The organism is Marinomonas sp. AWM4_232, from assembly GCF_056158325.1.
Window position 1 is genome coordinate 1,863,801 of record NZ_JBSWTA010000001.1, and the last position, 20,327, is coordinate 1,884,127.

General features: G+C 46.4%; 17 protein-coding genes. 12 read left to right on the top strand and 5 right to left on the bottom strand.

Annotated features, from left to right (window positions below):
• Positions 1-103 precede the first annotated feature (103 nt).
• Positions 104-2,032, top strand: coding sequence for a RecQ family ATP-dependent DNA helicase (locus ACXAC1_RS08860; RefSeq protein WP_475060955.1), 1,929 nt, complete (start codon positions 104-106; stop codon positions 2,030-2,032).
• On the opposite strand, the gene ACXAC1_RS08865 is transcribed toward ACXAC1_RS08860, so the two are convergent.
• The gene (locus ACXAC1_RS08865) at positions 2,029-2,979 is read right to left on the bottom strand and encodes a helix-turn-helix transcriptional regulator (RefSeq protein ID WP_475060957.1); all 951 of its coding nucleotides are present in this window, start codon (positions 2,977-2,979) and stop codon (positions 2,029-2,031) included. The genes ACXAC1_RS08860 and ACXAC1_RS08865 overlap by 4 nt on opposite strands.
• A gap of 164 nt (positions 2,980-3,143) precedes the next feature.
• On the opposite strand from ACXAC1_RS08865, the gene ACXAC1_RS08870 reads away from it, so the two are divergent.
• From ACXAC1_RS08870 to ACXAC1_RS08920, 11 genes are all read left to right on the top strand, one after another.
• On the top strand, positions 3,144-5,135 hold the full coding sequence (locus ACXAC1_RS08870; protein ID WP_475060960.1) for a TonB-dependent receptor: 1,992 nt from the start codon (positions 3,144-3,146) through the stop codon (positions 5,133-5,135).
• A gap of 9 nt (positions 5,136-5,144) precedes the next feature.
• Complete coding sequence (locus ACXAC1_RS08875; RefSeq protein WP_475060962.1) at positions 5,145-6,173, top strand: class I SAM-dependent methyltransferase; 1,029 nt, start codon at positions 5,145-5,147, stop codon at positions 6,171-6,173.
• Complete coding sequence (locus ACXAC1_RS08880; RefSeq protein ID WP_475060964.1) at positions 6,173-7,399, top strand: MFS transporter; 1,227 nt, start codon at positions 6,173-6,175, stop codon at positions 7,397-7,399. The genes ACXAC1_RS08875 and ACXAC1_RS08880 overlap by 1 nt, the downstream gene beginning before the upstream one ends.
• A gap of 60 nt (positions 7,400-7,459) precedes the next feature.
• Positions 7,460-8,710 (top strand): DEAD/DEAH box helicase, encoded by a 1,251-nt coding sequence (locus ACXAC1_RS08885; RefSeq protein ID WP_475060966.1) that lies wholly within the window; start codon positions 7,460-7,462, stop codon positions 8,708-8,710.
• A 152-nt stretch (positions 8,711-8,862) separates the two neighbouring features.
• Positions 8,863-10,683, top strand: a complete 1,821-nt coding sequence (locus ACXAC1_RS08890; RefSeq protein ID WP_475060968.1) for an ABC transporter permease — start codon at positions 8,863-8,865, stop codon at positions 10,681-10,683.
• 3 nt (positions 10,684-10,686) lie between these two features.
• Entirely contained in the window at positions 10,687-11,865 is a 1,179-nt protein-coding gene (locus tag ACXAC1_RS08895) for an ABC transporter ATP-binding protein (RefSeq protein ID WP_475060971.1), read from the top strand.
• A complete protein-coding gene (locus tag ACXAC1_RS08900; protein WP_475060974.1) occupies positions 11,862-12,965 on the top strand; it encodes an ABC transporter substrate-binding protein in 1,104 nt (367 codons plus the stop codon). Before ACXAC1_RS08895 ends, ACXAC1_RS08900 begins: the two co-directional genes overlap by 4 nt.
• A gap of 95 nt (positions 12,966-13,060) precedes the next feature.
• A complete protein-coding gene (locus tag ACXAC1_RS08905) occupies positions 13,061-13,867 on the top strand; it encodes an inositol monophosphatase family protein (protein ID WP_475060976.1) in 807 nt (268 codons plus the stop codon).
• Positions 13,867-14,514: a dual specificity protein phosphatase family protein gene (locus ACXAC1_RS08910; RefSeq protein WP_475060979.1), complete on the top strand. Its 648-nt coding sequence runs from the start codon at positions 13,867-13,869 to the stop codon at positions 14,512-14,514. The genes ACXAC1_RS08905 and ACXAC1_RS08910 overlap by 1 nt, the downstream gene beginning before the upstream one ends.
• On the top strand, positions 14,515-15,534 hold the full coding sequence (locus ACXAC1_RS08915; protein WP_475060982.1) for a LacI family DNA-binding transcriptional regulator: 1,020 nt from the start codon (positions 14,515-14,517) through the stop codon (positions 15,532-15,534). It abuts the gene before it with no gap.
• A gap of 100 nt (positions 15,535-15,634) precedes the next feature.
• Positions 15,635-15,808 (top strand): hypothetical protein, encoded by a 174-nt coding sequence (locus ACXAC1_RS08920; RefSeq protein ID WP_475060985.1) that lies wholly within the window; start codon positions 15,635-15,637, stop codon positions 15,806-15,808.
• A 78-nt stretch (positions 15,809-15,886) separates the two neighbouring features.
• On the opposite strand, the gene ACXAC1_RS08925 is transcribed toward ACXAC1_RS08920, so the two are convergent.
• From ACXAC1_RS08925 to ACXAC1_RS08940, 4 genes are all read right to left on the bottom strand, one after another.
• Positions 15,887-19,372, bottom strand: a complete 3,486-nt coding sequence (locus tag ACXAC1_RS08925) for a tetratricopeptide repeat protein (RefSeq protein ID WP_475060987.1) — start codon at positions 19,370-19,372, stop codon at positions 15,887-15,889.
• 66 nt (positions 19,373-19,438) lie between these two features.
• On the bottom strand, positions 19,439-19,849 hold the full coding sequence (locus tag ACXAC1_RS08930; protein WP_475060989.1) for a hypothetical protein: 411 nt from the start codon (positions 19,847-19,849) through the stop codon (positions 19,439-19,441).
• Between the two features lie 67 nt (positions 19,850-19,916).
• Entirely contained in the window at positions 19,917-20,138 is a 222-nt protein-coding gene (locus ACXAC1_RS08935; RefSeq protein ID WP_475060991.1) for a SpoIIAA family protein, read from the bottom strand.
• Positions 20,123-20,299, bottom strand: a complete 177-nt coding sequence (locus tag ACXAC1_RS08940) for a hypothetical protein (protein WP_475060993.1) — start codon at positions 20,297-20,299, stop codon at positions 20,123-20,125. The genes ACXAC1_RS08935 and ACXAC1_RS08940 overlap by 16 nt, the downstream gene beginning before the upstream one ends.
• Between the last annotated feature and the right edge of the window lie 28 nt (positions 20,300-20,327).

The following is a 20,327-nucleotide window of genomic DNA, read 5'->3' on the forward strand; positions in this document are numbered from 1 at the left end:
GTGCGGATTTTAGCAGAGATTTGTGCCAATACCGGTGTCATTACTCAAGCGTTTTCGCGAAAATGGTGAGGCACTCATTGTTACTTAATAAAGGTTGAGCGTTATGCATCACTTAGCAGGATTGCTAAATAATTACTTTGGCTTTGATCAGTTTCGCGAAGGACAGCAACAAACGATCGAACAACTGTTGGCTGGGCATTCATCCCTTGCTGTATTTCCCACGGGCTCTGGTAAATCTCTGTGTTATCAGTTTACCGCAACCCAGCTACCGAATCTGACGTTGGTGATCTCGCCGTTGATTGCGCTGATGTACGATCAGCTGGCGTTTTTGCAAAGCAAGGGCATCCCAAGCGCGAGCCTTGATTCGACTCAAACCAAAGAAGAAAGTCAGGCCGTGATGCAACAGGTGCGTGATGGCCAGATTAAAATCTTGATGATCTCTGTAGAGCGTTTTAAAAACGAGCGTTTCCGTCGTTTTATTCAAGGTGTGCCGATTTCCATGTTGGTGGTGGACGAAGCACACTGTATCTCCGAATGGGGACACAACTTCCGTCCTGACTATTTAAAACTGCCGCAATACCAGCAAGAGTTGAACATTCCTTTGGTGTTATTGCTTACGGCGACGGCCACTCGTCGAGTGCAAAAAGACATGGCGCTCAAGTTCAACATCGCGCCAAACCATATTGTTCAGACTGGTTTTTATCGCCATAACTTGGATATCGATTTAATCTCGGCCCAGGACCAAGACAAGCAAGCCTTATTACGCCAAGTTCTGAACGACACCCAAGGGGCGGGCATTGTCTATGTCACACAACAAAAAACTGCCGATGAATTAGCCGCGACTCTACAGCAGTCAGGCTATTCCGCCGTGTCTTATCATGCCGGCCTTGGCAATGAAGTGCGTGCCGCGATTCAAAACGACTTTATGGCCGGTCAAACACGTATCATCGTTGCCACCATTGCCTTTGGTATGGGCATTGATAAGTCTGATATTCGCTTTGTGGTGCATTACGACCTACCGAAATCCATTGAAAACTACAGCCAAGAAATTGGCCGTGCTGGGCGTGATGGTCAGCCGAGTCGCTGTGTCATGCTGGCGAGCCTTGATGGTCTTCATGTGTTAGAAAACTTCGTTTATGGCGATACCCCCGAGCCTCACGCGATCCAAGCACTGTTGCAAGAAATCTTAAACAATACGGTCAATGGTGAATGGGAAACTCAAGCTTATGGTCTGTCGCAAGCGACCAACATCCGAGCGTTGCCGCTGAAAACCTTATTAGTACAAATGGAACTCGCTGGTGCGATTGTTCCGCGCTACAGCTACTACAGCGATGTAAAACTTAAATGGAATCAAAGCCTTGAGCAGATTCGCGCTGCTTTGCCTATTGAGCAACAAGCGGTGTTTAATCAAGTTGCGCAGCAAACGGTATTTAAGAAAATTTGGGGTGTGCCGGATTTTGAACGTTTGCATCAACAAGGCCTAGAGCGTGGTGCGGTCTTAAGCTTACTTGAGCAACTGGCGGATCGAGACCTGATTACCCTAGAAACCAAAGGTCTTACCGAAGTATATGGCGTGCGCACTGAGCAGTTAACTCCCGCACTTGCCGAAGAGCTACAAAGCTATGTAACGCAAAAAGAAACCTCGGAAATCGAGCGCATCGCCACCATGATTCGTTTCTTTGAGCTTGATCGCTGCTTGAACCATAACTTGGCCCGTTACTTTGGTGATCAACAAGCGCCAGAGCATTGTGGCCATTGCTCCGTGTGTCGTGGCAATGTTTTATCTTTGGATAAGAATAGCAGCTATCAAGTGGTAGATAGCTTATCAAGTGACATGCAAACGGCGAAACTTTGGCTGCTGCAAAAACTTCCGCAGAACCAAGTAACGCCAGTCCTAATTGCACGCTTTATGGCAGGGTTAACGCAGCCTGTGTTTACCCGCTTAAAAGGTCGACAAGAAGCAGGCTTTGGAAAATACGAAGAACTGTCATATCAGCGTTTATTGAGTGCAGCGCAAGCGTGTCTTGCTTAATGATTCAGACGTGGAGCAACCGACTTGGGCGTTTGCCCAAAGAACTGTCGAAAGGCGGCGCTAAAGTTAGATGGATGCTCATAGCCCACCGCGTAGGCAGCTTGTGTTACCTGATAGCCTGACTGAAGAAGCTCCCATGCTTTGAGCATGCGAGCTTCCAATAAGAATCGATAAGGACTTTGATTAAAGTAAGTTTTAAAGCCCGTTTGTAGTTTGCTCTCGCTCAATCCCACTTGAGTTGCAATGTAAGCAAGACTCAGTGGTTGCTCCATATTCTGTAACATAAAGGCTTTTGCATTAAGTAACTTTGCTTCGTCTATCCCTCGATGAGCAGATGTCGCGGAGTCTTCTTGATGCGTTAGTTGCATCAGTTGCTCACTTAGCAAGTTCATCACCAAGATATGCTTTTCTAGAGGGCGTTCACTGCGATTTGATTGGGCCAGCAAAGCGAGTCGTTGAACCAAATAATTGCTGCTGGAGGTGGTCATCGCATGACGATGCTTTTGTGGTGATTTAAGGTTCTTTGCTGCGCTAGGAAAGGGCATCTGATAGCGTTCAAATAGGCTTCCATCGACAATAATACGCAGTTGATTCACAACACTACCTGCCTGATAGCAGCGTTCACCGACGCTATGACCAAACGTTGTGACAGTGGTGTATTTTGGCTCAAACACAAATTCATCACGATGTAATTGCTTTGGTCGGTAGCACGATTTGCCTGATAAACCAAAGGTTAAGCTAAAGGTTGTATTGTCCTGTTCCATCACGCTGCTTTCGACGACATCCGTTTTAGGAGCATAGTGCGAATAAGCAATGCTTAAGCCAGGCTCTAATAACAAACGGTCGGTGTAGCAGTGCCCGAGCGCCGGCTCCAGCTGACGCCTTGACCAACCGTTTTCTAATCGAATATCTGGTTGATACAGATCTTGGTGGATACGTTGAGCCATAACGATTCCTTTAAGCTTTACCCTTATCTTGGGTTTGCATAAATAGTTAACAGGATTTCATAAGTTTTTAAATGATAATCACTTTCAATAGAGCATAGCATTTCTACTCATCTGGTAAAGGCTTATAGCATCCGAGGACTGAGTAAATGAGGCAATTCCCCCAAATGAGTAACAAACTATGGCTAACCGCTGTTGCTGCTAGCATAGTTTCAGCGCATGTTTCAGCAGAGCAAGCGCCCCGTACTTCTTTATTACCTGAGCTAACGGTTATTGCTGATAAGCAGCAACAGTCGATTGATGATGTTTCCGCTCATGTCACTGCTTATGATGCTGAGCTGTTGCAGCAGGAAGGTGCGGGCAGCTTGTCTCAGTTAGAGGGCAAGATAGCTGGCTTGAGCTTTCAACCATTTGGCCAGTCTGGTGTGAACTCCCCTGTGATACGCGGTTTGACCGCAAACTTCAATGCATTATCGACTTCCACTCTTTTGTTGGTTGACGGTGTACCCACATTGACTGCACAAGGGTTCGAGAACAGTCTGTTAGGTGTGGATCGTGTTGAGTTGCTACGAGGACCGCAGTCCACGGTATATGGCCGTAATGCTCAAGCCGGCGTGCTGTCGATTTACAGTAATGATCTAAATGGTGAAGAACGTACCCGCATAGGCGTTGAGGTTGGCAGTCGTAATAAACAAGGGCTGCAATTTGCAACGAGTCAATCGTTTCAGGGTGATCGCTTGCGTGTCAGCTTAGCGGGAGAGCTATTAAAACAGGATGGCTTCATTGACCATGCTAACCAAGCTGACACAGTGGATGATCGTGAGCACCAAAATATCAACACTGGGCTGCGTTGGTTAGTTTCTGACGATACGGATCTTACTTTGCGTTATCGTCAGCAAGAGTACGATGATGGCGCCATGCTATGGGGACCTGTAAGAGGTGAGCGAGCGCAAGTCGTGTCAGGCACAGACAGCTGGAACCGCTCACAAAGTCAGACATTCTCTGCAAATCTGATCCATGATCTAGATGCCGATACACGTTTGCATTCAATTACCGCTTATAACCAGCACCAAGATCGAGTACAGCAAGATACCGATTTTCAAGCAATTGAGATGGCGTATATAGGCCGAGATCACACCCTAAGAACACTGTCTCAAGAGTTTCGTTTAGAAGGGCAATTAGGCACTACCGACTGGTTACTGGGGGCTTACCTAGAGCAACAAGATCATGATCTACGCACTTATTCTAAAACATATTTTGGTACGACAGACTTACAGGCTCAGCAGAAAGGCGAGGCCTACGCACTGTTTACCAACTGGACCACTCCCTTAGCCGAAGATACGCGCTTACTTTATGGAGTGCGCATCGCACAGGAAGAGATACGCTTATTTCCTAATGATGCAGAACAGCGAACTCAGGACTGGCAAACAACTTCGCCTCAGGTAACACTGCAATACGATTTGACACCTCAGCACATGTTGTATGCAAGCTATGCTGAAGGCGTACGAGCTGGTGGATTCAACACACTTTCTCCAGCGGTAAACTACTCTGCTTTTGACCCTGAAGAAAGCCAAAGTATTGAACTGGGGTTAAAAGGTCAGCTGAATTCGTCTGCTTTGCGTTATAGCTTAGCTATGTACCATATGAACATCGACAATATGCAGGTCACTCAAATGCCTGCCATGGGCGTTATTTATCTAACCAATGCGGCTCAAGGTACATCCCAAGGAGTGGAAGCGTCGCTCGATTATTACTTTGATGAGCGCTGGAGTACGGAACTAGGGCTGGCTTGGAACAACACACGCTTTGACGAATTTATTGACGGTGATAATGACTATGCCGATAAGCGCAATCCGTTTGCTCCAGAGCTTAATGGCCATCTAACCATTCGCTACGAAGACTTGGATGGTTGGTCTGCTTCTGCCAGCGTCGTAGCGAACAGTTCGGTTTACCTCGATGCCGCTAATACCTACAAGCAAGACGGCTACGCCATACTCAATGTGGCAGGCCAATATCCGCTAAATGAACGCGCGGTGCTGTCTGCCTATGTCAATAATATCGCGGACCAAGAGTACGATGCCGTGGGTTATCAAAATGGCAATGTGACCGTGTACAGCCCACCGCGTGAAATAGGTATGAAACTGACTTGGGATCTTTAGAGGGATTTGATGATGACTACGACAATGCCACATGATTTACAGGCAGCATGGGATTTAGCCGGAGCCCAGGTACAGGCCAAAGCGCTCGAGGTCGCTTTGCAGAAGCGCTTATTTGAGGCCTTGGTGGAGCCTCAGGCATTAGGGGATATTGCAAAGAAGCTGGCGCTCACTTCTAGTAAAGCTCGGGTATGGTTAGAGCTGCTTTGGAGTATGGGTTACCTTGAAAAGCAACCTGAGGATCACTTTTCTATCGGTGCAATCACTCGACGTTACTTGCTGGTTGATGCGCCGCAAAGCTGTGCTCAAGCGGTGTTATTTCGACTGCGGGCCCTGCGACAGTTTAGTGAACAATTTGAAGCGATCTTAGACAGTGAAGCAACCACTATTTCTGCAAGCGATATCAGTCCTGCGTGGGCTCAGGCAGCCAAAGCTCAGATTTTTGAAGAGCAGCGAGCTGTCACCGTACCTGCACTAGAACGCATATTAACCCGCTACAAAGCGCTTCAGCTTGACCCGAAAAAGCCAATTCATTGTTTAGATTTAGGAGCCGGAGCGGGGCTGGTTTCCATTGCTCTGCTGAAACATTTTCAGAATGCTACTGGAGTGGCGTTTGACTTCCCGGCAACGGTTGACGTAGCGAAGCAGCATATCGCTGAGGCAGGTTTCTCCGATCGCTTAGCGGTACAAGCGGGCAACCTTAACGAGGACTACCCCACGGGACAGTTCGATTTGATTTGGTGCTCCTCCGTACTGCATTTTTTAGATCGTCCGCAGCAAGTATTGCAACGGATTGCGGCGAGCTTAGCGCCCAAAGGTTATTTACTGCTATTGCATGCAGAGCACACTTCCGACGTACAGCAGTCGGTGAAAATTCTGCCCTTTTATACTCCGATGACTATAAAAGGGAACTATCTACCGCAAGCAGACGAGTTGCCAGAAGCACTCCGTGTATTAGGGGTACAGGTGCTGCAATCAGAGTGGTTGCATGATTTTCCTATGGCGCCAATCCGTTTCTATCTCTGCCAAAAGGAGGCCTAATGCAGCGCTCGTATTTTGCTTTGCATGGGGTAATGGGGTGGTGCAATTTCACTCTCGCCGCCAGCGCTATTTATCTCTATTTAGGTGTTCCTTTGGCTATGCGTGAGTACGGCTGGAGTGGTACTGAGATCGGTTTGTTTCAGGCCTCTGGGTTGCCTGTGGTGTTGAAGTTTTTAATGGCATCACCAGTGGATAAGTTTCGCTTCGCACATGGCAACTATCTTAAATGGTCTGCGTTGTTATGCATCGGCTTTGTCGTGTGCTTATGGGCTTTGGCTGGGGTAGACATCCGCTTTCAGTCATTGTTCTTGATTGCTTTAGGCATGACCTTGGTAAGTACGTGGTTGGATGTGCCGATTAACGCATTTGTGCTACAGCGTTTACCTGAAAGTGAGCGAGGCAAATCAGGAGCGATACGCTCGGCGGTGACAGCGCTGGCCTCGGTAATAGGCGGCGGGCTTATGCTATTGGTCTATGACCGCTGGGGCTGGCAGTGGCCATTTTACAGTTTTATGGTCATGACGGGAGTTGGTGCGCTAACTATGTATTGGGCTTATTGTCGATATCCGGTGCAATGCAACAAGCCACAACAGAGTACAGTTGTTCCGTCCTTATGGGGCATGTGGCGCAGCTACTTTCAACGCCCGAACCAGCTTGTTTGGAATGTAATACTGATGCTGCACTTTCCATTTATTGGAGCCGCATGGCTGTACCTTAAGCCTACCTTGCTAGACTTCGGGTTAACTGTCTCTGAGATTGCATGGCTTTCTACTTGGGCGGGGCTAGTCGCTGCGTTTGCGGGATTCTGTTATAGCCAAACACTCAAGCATTGGTCGTTAAGTCGTGCCTTATCAGCTTTTTCCTTAGTCAACGCGATTGCCTTATTCGGTATGTATGGCACATCTGTGATGCAGTGGCATGATTGGCGTTTAACGACCGCCGTGATGTCGGTCGCCATTGCCCTTGGGCTGTCGTCTGCCGTGCTGTTTGCCGGCATGATGCGTCAATGTCGTTCAGAGCTGGCGGCCAGTGACTATGGTATTCAAAGTAGCTTGTTTTCTTTATCGCGTATTGTTGTACCGATCAGTGCGGGTGTGCTGATTGATCGGCTTGGCTTTAGTGGCATGTATCTTGGACTAGCCTGCTGCGCGTTGTTGGTGAGCCTCGTCTGTTGCTTTTTGTTTGAGGCAAGAAATAAACATATTTCTGTTGCCTCTAGGGGCTAATGACTTGGGTGAGTGCTAAACTAGCGCCGTCTTAATTTATTGTTAGCACGGTGCTTGTTTATGAGTTTCTCCACCCTAGGTCTTCACGCGGATTTACTGTCAGTCCTCGATACGCTTGGCTATCAAATGCCAACGCCGATTCAGCAAGCGGCGATCCCTGAAGTCCTAGCGGGTCATGATGTAATGGCGGGAGCGCAAACCGGAACGGGTAAAACCGCTGCCTTTGCTTTGCCTTTGATTCAACGTCATGTAGAACGAGAAACATCAGAAAAAGCCATTCGTGTGTTAGTGCTTACTCCGACGCGAGAGCTTGCTCAGCAAGTGCACCAAAGCTTTGTAAAATACAGCCAAGGGTTAGGGTTAAATACGGTCGTGGCGTACGGTGGCGCGAGCATTAACCCGCAAATCGATGCGTTAAACGCAGGGTGTGATGTCTTGGTAGCAACGCCAGGTCGCTTGCTTGAGCTAGCGATGAAAGAGCTGATTGATCTAAGCACCGTGGAAACACTGATTCTTGATGAAGCCGATCGAATGCTGGATATGGGCTTTATTATCGATATCGAACGCATTTTAAAACGCCTGACTGAAACACGCCAAACGCTGTTCTTCTCAGCAACATTTAACGATGAAGTGTTTGCGCTGAGCAAAACCATTTTAAAGCAGCCTAAGTTGATCGAAGTCGCTGAGCGAAACGCTACGGCTGCCAAAGTTGAGCAGCGCATCTATGAAGTGGATAACAAGCGCAAAGCGGGTTTAGTGGCCTATTTGATTGGTTCAAAGAATTGGCAGCAGGTACTGATCTTTACGCGTACCAAGCAAGCCGTGGATGAACTGGCAAAAGAGTTGGGCAAAGATGGCATCAGCGCTGCAGCGGTGCATGGGGATAAATCCCAAGGCGCTCGTGATCGCGGTTTAGAAGAATTCAAAACCGGACAAGTGAGAGCATTGGTCGCAACAGATGTCGCAGCTCGCGGTCTAGACATTGAGCAACTGCAATACGTGATCAACTACGAGCTGCCGTACAACGCTGAAGATTACATTCACCGTATTGGTCGTACGGGGCGAGCAGGCAAAGAAGGCTTGGCGGTTTCCTTGGTCTCAGCAAAAGAGAAATATCTACTCGAAGACATCGAGAAACTAACCGGCGAGCACTTCGTGCCCCAGTGGATGGAAGGCTTTGAACCCAATTTAATGGTCCAAGAAGAACAAGCTAATTCGAAACGCAAACCCTCAAAAAAAGCTCTACGTGCTAAAGCCTTAGGTCAAAGCAGTGGTGGCAAAGCGAAAGGCAGCAAACCTCGTCGTCGTTAGTTTCTAGGTGTTGAGGCTGATTCAATACGAGCCTCACAGCTAATAAAAACCTCTTGAAAATTATTTTGCACATAGTTGCAAAATTTAATCTCATTGAAACATTTCTCTTCTATCGTTGCTCACAACTTAATCAAGTAATGAGCGATAGAAATATGTCTGTAATGACTGACATGACTTGTTCGACCCCATGGCAGCGGTGGCGCTACAAGTTAGAAATTGCTAAACGAGCACCGACCCTGTTTATTGGTCTCGCTTTGCTGTTTATTTTTGGCTGGCTGATTGTTGCGCCGATTGTGAACATGATGTTTGAAATGTTCACCGTACAAACGGGTGATGAAATACGTGTAGGTGCTGAGGTGGGGCAGTTTACAAGCTATTACCTTGAACGCGTATTTTCTTCACGAATGTCTTCGATTATTTTCTGGAAGCCTTTGTGGAACACCTTGATGGTCGCAGTCACTGCGATGATAGTTTCCATGGTCATTGGCTCAATCTTAGCTTGGTTGCTAGTTCGAACCGATTTAATGGGGCGTAAATGGCTATCTACAGCGTTAATTATTCCTTTTATGTTGCCTGCATGGACCTTTGCTCTGGCGTGGACAACCCTGTTTAAGAACGCCACCATTGGCGGCCAGCCAGGGTGGGTAGAAAACATGGGTTACCAGTTGCCAGACTGGGTCTCTTATGGTGCGTTTCCTACCATTGTCATTATGACGTTGAACTACATTCCATTTGTTATTTTGTTGGTCGGAAATGCGTTACGTCGCCTCGATAGTCAGCTAGAAGAAGCGGGTAAAATGCTGGGCGCCAGCCGATCAAAAATTGCATTGTCTATAGTCTTTCCTCTAATGCGTCCGGCCTTGATGTCTTCGGCATTGCTGATTTTTGCGGATGCCATTGGTGAATTTTCGGTGCCTTATGTCCTTGGACTGCCGGTTCACTTTGAAACCTTAGCGACGTCGCTATATCGTGCTATTGGTACCCAACAAACGGGTGTGGCAGCGGTCTTTGCGGGTGTCATTTTAGTGTTTGGTATTGCAACACTCGCTCTGGACGCATGGATGATGCGTGAGGCGCGTCGCTTTGCCATTATTGGCTCGAAAGGAGCCATGGAGCGTCGCCAATCATTGGGTATTTTGCAATGGCCCGCGACAATCTTAGCGCTTGTGATGGTGTTCATCGGTGTGGTTGCGCCATTGGGAGCCTTAGCTCTGTCGACGGTGATGCATATTCCTGGGCGATTTGAATTATCCAACTTCACGCTGGATTATTGGGTCGGTACTAACCTAGACACCGTTGCCATGCAAAATGGCATATTGTTCTCGTCCGAGTTTTGGGCGGCCGCTTGGAGTTCTATCAGTATTGTCGGCAGTGCTTCAGTTTGTGCGGGCATTCTCGGTTTGTTGACAGGCTATATTGTGCTGCGCTCACCACTTCGCGTGATCTCGGTAACCTTACGGCAGGTGACGTTCTTTCCATACTTAGTGCCAGGCATCGCCTTTGCCGTGGCATTTTTAACACTGTTTGCCGTGCCACATGGGCCTATTCCAGCACTATACGGAACCCCCATTATTCTTTTCTTAGCTTTGATCGCAGATCAAATGCCGTTTGCCAGCCGCGCAGGGATATCTGCAATGACACAACTGGGCAGTGACGTAGAAGACAGTGCGCGTGTCTCTGGGGCTGGTTGGTGTCGCCGTATGTGCTCGATCATTATTCCCATTCAACGTAATGCTTTAGTGACGGCTGTATTGATGCCATTCATCTCTGGCATTAAGGGAGTCAGTCTATTCATCATTTTGGCAGTGCCTGCCACAGATGTTTTAACCACCTTCTCAATTCGATTGATTGATTTCAACTACACCCAAGCCGCTAATGCTGTGGTTTTGATGATCGCCTTGATTGCTTTACTGGGCACGATTGCCATTAACAGATTGACCCGAACCGGTCTAGCACAGGGATTGGAGAGCTAACCCATGCCAAACATTACTCTAAACAATATATCTAAGCGTTATACCCCAGACCATCCGCCCGCGGTAGATCAAGTCTCCATGGAGATCGAAGACGGCGCTTTTATGTGTGTACTGGGGCCTTCTGGCTGTGGTAAATCGACGATTTTACGCATGATTGCTGGCCTTGAAAATCTAACTGATGGTGAAATTGCCGTTGCGGGTAAGTCCCTCGATCATGTGCGTAAAGGTATCTTTATTCCTGCGGAGAAGCGACACATCGGACTTGTGTTCCAATCCTACGCTTTATGGCCGCATATGACGGTGGCGCGCAATATTGAGTTCGGTTTGAAACTGCAAAGAATGCCCGCGCAGGAACGTAAGCAGCGTGTGGCTGAGATGGTTACCATGCTCAAAATTGAAGGGCTAGAAGATCGTTACCCTGCACAGTTATCCGGTGGACAGCAGCAACGTGTGGCCTTGGCGCGCACTTTAGCGATGAATCCTGGTGTATTGCTATTAGATGAACCGCTTTCCAATCTAGATGCTGCACTACGTCTATCTATGCGCGCAGAGCTGACTCGCCTTCACAAGGAATTCGGCACAACGATTGTGTTTGTGACCCATGATCAATGGGAGGCCATGACCCTCGCCACGCAAATCGCGGTGATGAACAAAGGTACATTGCAGCAAATCGGTACGCCAGATGATATTTATGAGCGCCCAGCGAATCGCTTTGTGGCTGAATTCATCGGTAATCCACCAATCAATATGCTGTCAGCAGAGTCTTGCGTGGCTCAGCAGCTGATCAACCACTCTGGGCTCTCTGTTCCTGCTCTTATGGATACGGATCAAGCTATGCTAGGTCTACGTCCGGAAGGATTACAACTGAGTTCGGATGCTTCAGGGCAAGGCTTACCTGTGATCATTTCCGACATCATGCCTACTGGTGGCGCTTGGATTATTGAACTGCAAAACAAAGCAATCAATGACAAAAACGAAGCCATCAACTTGGTGTACACCACACAAACGCCGCCGTTGTGGCGCAAAGGCGATCATGTCTTGTTGCGTACGGCGCCTCATGCCATGCACTTATTTTCCAAGGATGGAGAGCGTCTCTCTCTGTCGATCAGCTCCAAAACAACCGCGTTTGCGGAAATGAATACCCCTAATCTATGTCAACCCAAAACTGAGGACATCCTATGATTCGCAAAATCTCCAGCCTACTGTTGGTGGGTACATTGGCTTCTGCTGCTAACGCTGAAAAGTTTGATCTTGAGGCGTTGATCGAAGCCGCGAAAGCGGAACCACCATTGTCAGTGTATGACTCGACCGGAAAAATCAAAAAGCAAGCGCAAGCTTTTGCTAAGAAATACGGTATCGAAACCACTGGCACGAAAATCAAAGCAGGTGCCAACATTAAGATGGTCGTTAGTGAAGCGAAAGCGAACAACGTACGTTCTGATGTCGTGATCATCTCAGACGTACCAGCTGCTTCAGCGCAACTGCTGCAAACAGGTTACACCTACAGCTATTTGCCAGAAGATATGGTCGACAAAATCCCAAGCCAGTTTAAAAATCCACTTGTGGTTTCGAACTCTCCCGTGGTTTGGTCTTATAACACGGCGCTTAATGATACTTGCCCAGTGGATAATATTTGGGCACTAACTGATCCCGAATGGAAAGGTCATGTATCGATGCCGGATCCGCTCAACAAATCTGTCTATACGGACTTCTTTAACCAGATCGCTATGCACCATGATCAAAAGATTGCTGATGCGTATGAAGCACATTATGGCAAACCGCTTAAGACTGATTTGAACAATGCTACCGAAGCATTTGTCGCGGCATTGGCTGCCAACCAGCCTCTTCTGACTAACTCGGATAGTGATGTAGCAGCTGCGGTTGGCGCACCAGACAGTACTGAGAACTTTATTGGTATTATGTCTTCTGCGAAGTACCGCGAAAATGAAAACGGCATGAAGCTGGGTATTTGTGACACGATCAAGCCAATGACGGGCTTGCTGTACCCAAAATTTATGATGATCACAAAAGGAACGGATAGCCCGAATGCTGCGAAGCTGTTCGTGCATTACATGTTGACCGAAGAAGGTTATGCCCCACAAGCGATAGACGGGAAAATCTCTACTAATATCGACAACGAAATCCCTGCCCAAGAGCCATCAGGTGTGGCAGCTCATCTAGATGAGCTTCTGAAATACGACACTACAACAGCGCAAGATGATTGGGCTTCTCGCCAAGAATGGCAAGACCTTTGGGCGCTGGCCCGTGCTGGACAATTGTAAACAACACCCATAGCTCGTTCAGTTCGCTGGAGGTGCTATGGGCATTTTTTGAAAACGCAGACCAAACAGTCTGTTTTGCTATAAAAAGGCTTACTTTGAAACACTCGGATTCCATTGAAACTCGCGCAGGGTTTCTAAAAACGTTGATAAAAAAAGCATCAAACCGTGCCTTAGAAGGGTTTTTAAACCGTACGGCGGGTGATTATGATTTAAAAGGCCCTCAAGACTTTCTCACCGAAACAGATCTCGCCGTCGAGGCTTTAATCAAAGATGAGATTACACTGGCTTTTCCTGAAGATGCCATTTTGGGGGAAGAGGGTGGTGGCGAACCCGAACATTTCACATGGGTGATTGACCCCATTGATGGTACGGCTAACTTTGCCCGGGGCATTCCACATTTCTGCGTGATTATTTCATTTTGCGTCGATGGCGAAGCGCAGCTGGCAGCCATTGCCCAACCGGTGACACAGGAATTTTATTTTGCACAGCGTGGTCAGGGAGCGTTTAAAAATGAGCATCCCATTCGCACGTCATCAACAGTCGATATGAACAGAGCGCATTTTGAGCTAGGGTGGTCTCGTCGAGCAACTATTGAATCTTATTTAGATACGCAAAATTACTTATTAGGCCTGGGGGCTAGTATCCGTAGAGGAGGCTCTGGCGGCTTATCTTTAGCGTGGGTAGCGGAAGGCCGCACCGATGCCTATCTAGAGATCAGTATGAACAGTTGGGATTGTGTTGCAGGTATGTTGTTGATCGAAGAAGCGGGTGGCCGCGTAGGTAATTGGCCTCGCACTTTAGCGGATCTAACTGAAACAGGTCCAGTATTAGGCTCAAATCCCTATTTGGCGGAACAGGTAGCGACCGTCGATTTTCCCGGTTTAGCGCTGAAGGATGAATAATGAAAACTGAAGCTGAAATTCTAGATATCAAACGATTATTCAAGCTCGCGGATGAAGGTCGTGCACCACTGCATTTGATCCATGAGAACTTCCTAGGTCGTGGGATTGATCTTTACATAGGCAACAAGCAAGCTGCCTCAGATCCAGAGCTGTTGGAAGAACATAATATTGGCACGGTATTTAACTGCGCGGTGAATCTCGATATCAATCTGGTGACGAATGTTGACCCGCTCAGCAAATCATTACCATTTGGTTGGTCGCCTGTGCGTTATTACAAATGGGGTATTGTTGATGGCCCAGGTAACCCGCATCCCATGATGTTGGCGGGCTACTATCAACTGCGCAGCATTATTGATCAGGAATTGCCAAGAAAGGAGAGTTATCCGTGGACAAAAACAGGTAATATACTGATCAATTGTCGCGGAGGGCGCAGTCGTTCAGTCACCTTGACTGCTCTTCTCCTACATTTGGATGAGCCTGAAATGTACCCCACGTTAGATGCTGCAGTAGCGCATATTCGAGAAGCTCGACAGCTGATCAAAGAAGAGTGGCCAGAAGCACCCAAGCAAGTGCTGGTCGATGCCGCACAATGGGCTGCTGAGCAAGTGAAACGAATCAGGCCTTTTTTGCCCGATGAGAATTCGTGAATGACAAAGCTTAAAGGTCCGGCTAAAAGTCGCGCGGCTTCCGCTACGGAAGTAGCGCGCTTGGCAGGTGTTTCTCGATCTGCTGTCTCAAGAACGTTTACTGACGGAGCGAGCGTCTCAGCGAAAACCCGTGAAAAGGTATTGGCCGCCGCTGCTGAATTGAATTACCACGTTAACCATCTAGCGCGAAGCATATCAAAAGAAAAGAGTCGTCCAGTGTGCCTGTTGGCGGCCAATCTTGATAAGCCGTACCATAATTTGCTGCTTGATGCGTTGACGCGACAACTTCAAGCCGATGGTCGTATGGTGATGATTATTAACGTCACTTCAGACCCGCAAAGTGCCGATGAAGCACTGCAAAAAGCACTCAGCTACCGAGCTTCCGCCAGCATCGTCATGTCTGGCACACCGCCAGAGGCCATGGTGCAAGCCTGCGTTGAATCGGGTCAAAAAGTTATCTTAATCAACCGCAGTAACGACATCGAAAACGTGCATCATGTGCAAATTGATTACAATCAGGCGATGCATGATGCCGTGGATCGTTTTTTGGAAGCGAGGTGCAACAAGTTGTGTCTAGTGAGCTCAACTAAAGGCACGCCTAGTTTGCTGGCTCGCGAGCGCTTTTTTATCGAAGCGGCCAAAGAAAATGGTGCTGACGTTAGTGTTTGGCGTAGCCATGACACCAACTATGAAGATGGTCAGCGTGCCGCACGTGAGTTGTTGTGCGAGCCTGAGCGGCATCAAGCGTATTTTTGTATTACAGATCTTGTAGCTTGTGGTTTTCTAGATACCGCGCGTCATGAATTCGGTGTATTGATTCCCGATGACATCAGCGTACTGGGGTTTGACGATATTCCCCAGTCTGGCTGGCAGGGATACAACCTAAGCACCTTTGCCCAGCCTTATGATGGGATTGCTCAACGCGTCACTGCGATTCTGAATGAGCAACAGAATGAAAATCTAAGCACAAGACTGGCGGTTATTCCCAAAATGCGCGGCACCATTCGCCAGCGCAGGTAAAAGGGCTAGCTATAACTACTTCATGCTTTTTGATTGTTCTCAAGTGTCTGGCCACCTAGCATGTGGCCTGACTTTTAACATTTAGAGCAAGAGACGTAGTATGGAGCTAGACATCCAGACCAGGACCTTCGCAGGCGTAGAATTCCAAGTTACCGTGGTGGAAGGCATAGTCTACTTTAACCACGCACAACTGCTGGATCTAAGCGATCGCATTATGACCGAAAAAGCTAAGATTACATGTCGTGGACATCGCCGAAGCGCAAAAGTACCTTGATGATTCCCAGAGATCTTTGCCGAAATGCGCGAATGGAGCCCAGAGCCGGGCATTGCCGCGACAGTGAAGTTGGGGTAGCTAGCGTCGTTTTTTTCTTTTAGAGGACGGCTTTTTTGTAGCGCTCTTGAATACCCCTGCCTGCCGTCCTTGTTCTTGTATATATCGCTTTAAATCGCCTACTTCTGATTTTAGTGATTTATGCTCTAAAGCGAGCTTCTCAAGAGGCACCATAATTTCTAGGGCCTGCTTAAATCGCTTGATTTTGAGCAACGCCTCAATAGTATCTATGTGGAAGTTTAAAAGAGTTCTTTTTATCTCTGGACTGTAAACTTCGATGATTCCATCAGATGCTTTTTTAAAAGCTATTGCAGCCTGTTGAAACTCTCCAAGCTTACTTAACGTAACTCCAATATTGTTGTAGCTATAAATAGTGTGAGGGTGCTTCTCCCCAAGCACTCTCTGTCTTATTAAAAGAGCTTTTTCTAGATAATCTAGCGATATCATATATTGCTCAATTGCACGATACGCTACCCCTAAATTATTATATGATACTGCCAAGTCAGGGTGCTCTTCACCAAATGTAGCCAAAACAATTTTAGCTGATTTTTCTTGGTACTCTACTGCTTTTTCATTCTCATTAAGGGCATTATAAACACTTCCAATATTATTGTAGCTATTTGCCACACTTGGATGCACTTCGCCAAATATTTCTTTTCTAAGAAGTAATGCTTTTTCTTGATAGTCTAGAGCATCTTTATATTTCTGTAGATCAGTGAAAGTAGCTCCAATGTTGCTATAGGCGGTTGCTAACTCTGGGTGCATTAGTCCTAGAGATTTATTTAGTATCTCGATTCCTTTTTTCTGATATATTAATGCGGCCTCATGCTGATGTAGCGAGCTGTAAGTACCTCCAATATTATTATAAATATTGGCTAAATCAGGGTGCCATTCACCTAGAATACTTTCTGTTAATGATGCTGACCTTTTTTCAAGATCTAATGCTATAGAGTAATCCCCTAAAAGATAATATGTATTGCCAAGGCTTTGATAGCTTTTTGCTATATCTATGTCTGAATTACCAAATAATAGATTGCGAATTTCGAACGCTTTATTATGATAGTCGAGAGCAATATGGTGGGCGCCAAGTGAATTATAGGTATGTCCAATACTGTCATAACTGTTTGCTACATCTTTATGTTGATCACCAAATATAGCCTTCCGTAGATCTAATGACTGGTGTTCATATTCTAGAGCTTTTTGAAATTGAGCTAGTTTGCAATATAATTCTCCTAAATCACTTAATAATATTGCTTTTATTCTATGTTGATTTTCTGAATTCTCCTTTTCATCGCTCAGAAAAAGAGCTTTATTTAATATGCTAATACCTTCCTTATACTCACAAAAGTACCAAAGGGACTTTGCTTTGAGCGTGAGCAATTGAATCGTCTGAGGCCATTCACGGTTTTCTGAAATAACTTGCCAATGATCTAAATGATCTATCTCTGCTTGGTATTCTTTAATATACTCGAAACCTTCACGACGGCTTTGGAACCAGTCCGTAATACGAGCACAAATATCTCTTCCCCAATCTAGATGGTTTTCTATGGGGTGCAAATGATTTTGAATTTCTTTTAGCAAACGATGAACTGAATAACGCTCACCTTCCTCCATAGAAAGAAGTCGCAGCTCAACTCCAAGTGCAAGAGGCTCAATGAGTTCTTCCTCCGAGACATTTAATAGATGTGAAATTAATGAGGTTCCCATTGAGGCACTGGCACTAAAGCTGAGCAAGCGAACAATATCCTCTAACAATGGCGACTGAAAGATTTCTTGTTCAGTGAGAGACAAGGTACTGAAGAGCCCTGCATTATGATCGGTTAAGCTGTCTATGTATTTGCTGTTTACAGCTTGTGGCAGGTTGTTACTTAACAGGCTTTTATACTTTGAGAATGTAATGCTAGGAAACTTACGTAGATAGGCTCCGGCTAATTCAATTGCTAGAGGTAGGTGGCCTAAACTACTAGCGATTTCGTGGCAGTCATTTTGCTCGGGAAGTGTGAGATCGTCTCGTTGAGCCTCTATTAGCAATAACTCTACAGATTCATCAGGGGTCAAAAGATTAAGTGGTAAGGAGTTAAACCCTTTAATATCGATACGGCTTGTTATTAATACATGAGGTGTTGCATCGACTTCAGGTAGATATTCTTTTATCTGTTCTAAGGATTCAACATTGTCAAAAATAATTAAGCGGTCAGAGCTGTTTGTCAGCTGCTTGCGAGCGATCGATAACTTATCTGCTGGCTCTAGATAGTGGGAGAACCATTTGGCTCGTTCAGCAGCTTCAACAAGCTGGCTATCAATATCTTGATCGGCAAATAGCCAAAAAACGCCCTTGGGGTATTCATCTTTAAATCGATATGCATATTCAATAGCAAGCTGTGTTTTGCCAAGTCCGCCCATACCGCGAAATGCCGCAGCATGGCCAATACTCGTCGGTCGACCTGAAGTGAGCTGTTTTCTCAGGTCTTGTAAAACTGACTCTCGACCGACAACACCATCGCCTTTTTGGCGATAGGGTAGGTTAAATATTTTATTACTCGGGCTGAATGGTTCATTAATTTGCTTAGCGCTCGTTTTACCAATAGAGGTTAGATTTCCTACGGTTGCACACTCAGTGATAGCTTCTAATACCTTAGGTAGGTCTGTATGATCTTTATAAGTGATAGGAGTAAGCGGGAGATCTAGTGTTTCTATGCTTTGCTTTTGACTTTCCTTGATTAGAATATAGTGATTGTTGGAATTTCCTTTAAAACAATCGCGAATTTCTTTAAGCACACTTGCAAAAACTGTATCGCTAAAACTGAATCCAATGAACAAAAGTGTATGTGTAGTGAACAGTGTTTGTAATGTTCTAAGTGCTGCTTGGTACTGTTCTGTTGATGATTGACTGCCGTATAGTTGTTTATAACCACTTGGGGTTAAGATCAGTTTATCTACATTAGATATGCGACCATGTAAATGCCAGATTGTCGGCCTTTTCAGATTGCCAGCAAGGAAGCTCGCTTGAGCGTGTGCGGACTCAATATCCCAATGTTCTAAATCAGACTTATGCTCATCAGGGCAGGCCCAATCGAGTACCTTATCATAATTAGTAGTGATGAGTAGCTTTGGGTTGAGTGACCAAATCGCTTCGGCGACATTCAAGCTTTCAACTGAACAGTCTGCTTTTTTGAAATCCAGCTGATCTTTTAAAAATTTATTCCAGCTCTGATGACCTAGAGTGTTCCTTGCCAGCTCGGCAGCCTGAAGGTAGCTGTCCTCTTCCCCATGTTCTAGGTGAGCTAAAATAAGTTTTGCAGCAGAGTCTTTAATTCCAAGCTCTTTGATTGTATTTGCGCTATTTTCTAATAGGGTTTTCCAGCTTGGATATAGAGAATTGTCAGAGCCGTCTTTTTTGACAGACATGGATACGCCTGCTCCAATAAATGGGATAAGGCGCTCATTGTTTAGTGCTTGAATTAAGTCTCTTGAAAATGAGGCCTTGTTATATTGTTGGTTCGGCATGAATCTAGCTTAGTCCCTGTCATAGCTTTAAGCATCCATTTTAATAATTTCTAAGACCTAGTGTCATTATTTAATAGCTATAAACCACTTCGGGTCCATTTCAAAGAAATCCGTACGGATATTGGAGTCAAGGTAAGCGGCTGAGTCGTAGACCATGGCTTCGCCGTCGATGCGTTTAAACACTACCCAGTGCCAGCAGTTTTGGCCGTCACGTTCGTGATGTTTGATCGAAAGTAGAGCCGTGTCTGGTAGGTCGTCCCATAGGGTAAAAGGCGTTTCCTCCGAAGAAGTGCTGACGCCTGCATGGTTGAGTAATGTGCGGACGTATTGGGTGTCGGAGTAGAGGGCAGGATCGTCTGCGTAGATGCCAAGTTGGTTGGCGATGGCTTTTATTTCAGGGTAAGTCTTGCCCAAAATATTGGCAACAGCGGCGATACCACAGCCAGTGGCTTCTTGCTGTACAACAGGGGAATTCATACTCTCTTCCTTACTACAATTTGCTAAGCAAGAGAGTAACGGTTTTGGAGGGTGAGACCAATACTGTTTACGACGCCATCACCCAGTCAGTCGCTTCTTGTTTGTGTCTAAACACTTTTAAGTTTGGTGAGATGAGCCAGCTTAGGGTGCTGATCATAAGGTTGTGCCAGTGGTTTTGGCCGTATACGGCGATGCGTTTAAATTCAGGACCGATTTGCAAACCATGGAGTAGTTCATTCCAAGCGTTTTTTGCGCTGATACTTGTGAGTTCACTTAGGTCGACGAACAAGCAACTTCTTGGGAATGTATGGCATACACCGCACTGTTTGTCATGTCGGACAGTTTGTTAAAGTCGTCACTGCTAGGTCGGCCAGACGGCTTGATGTTGAGCACTAATGTAGTGTGATGACGTTGGACATTCAGTGAAATATGGCTTGTCTGATTGATCATGATACCGCACTCCAGTTTCTGCGTTTTG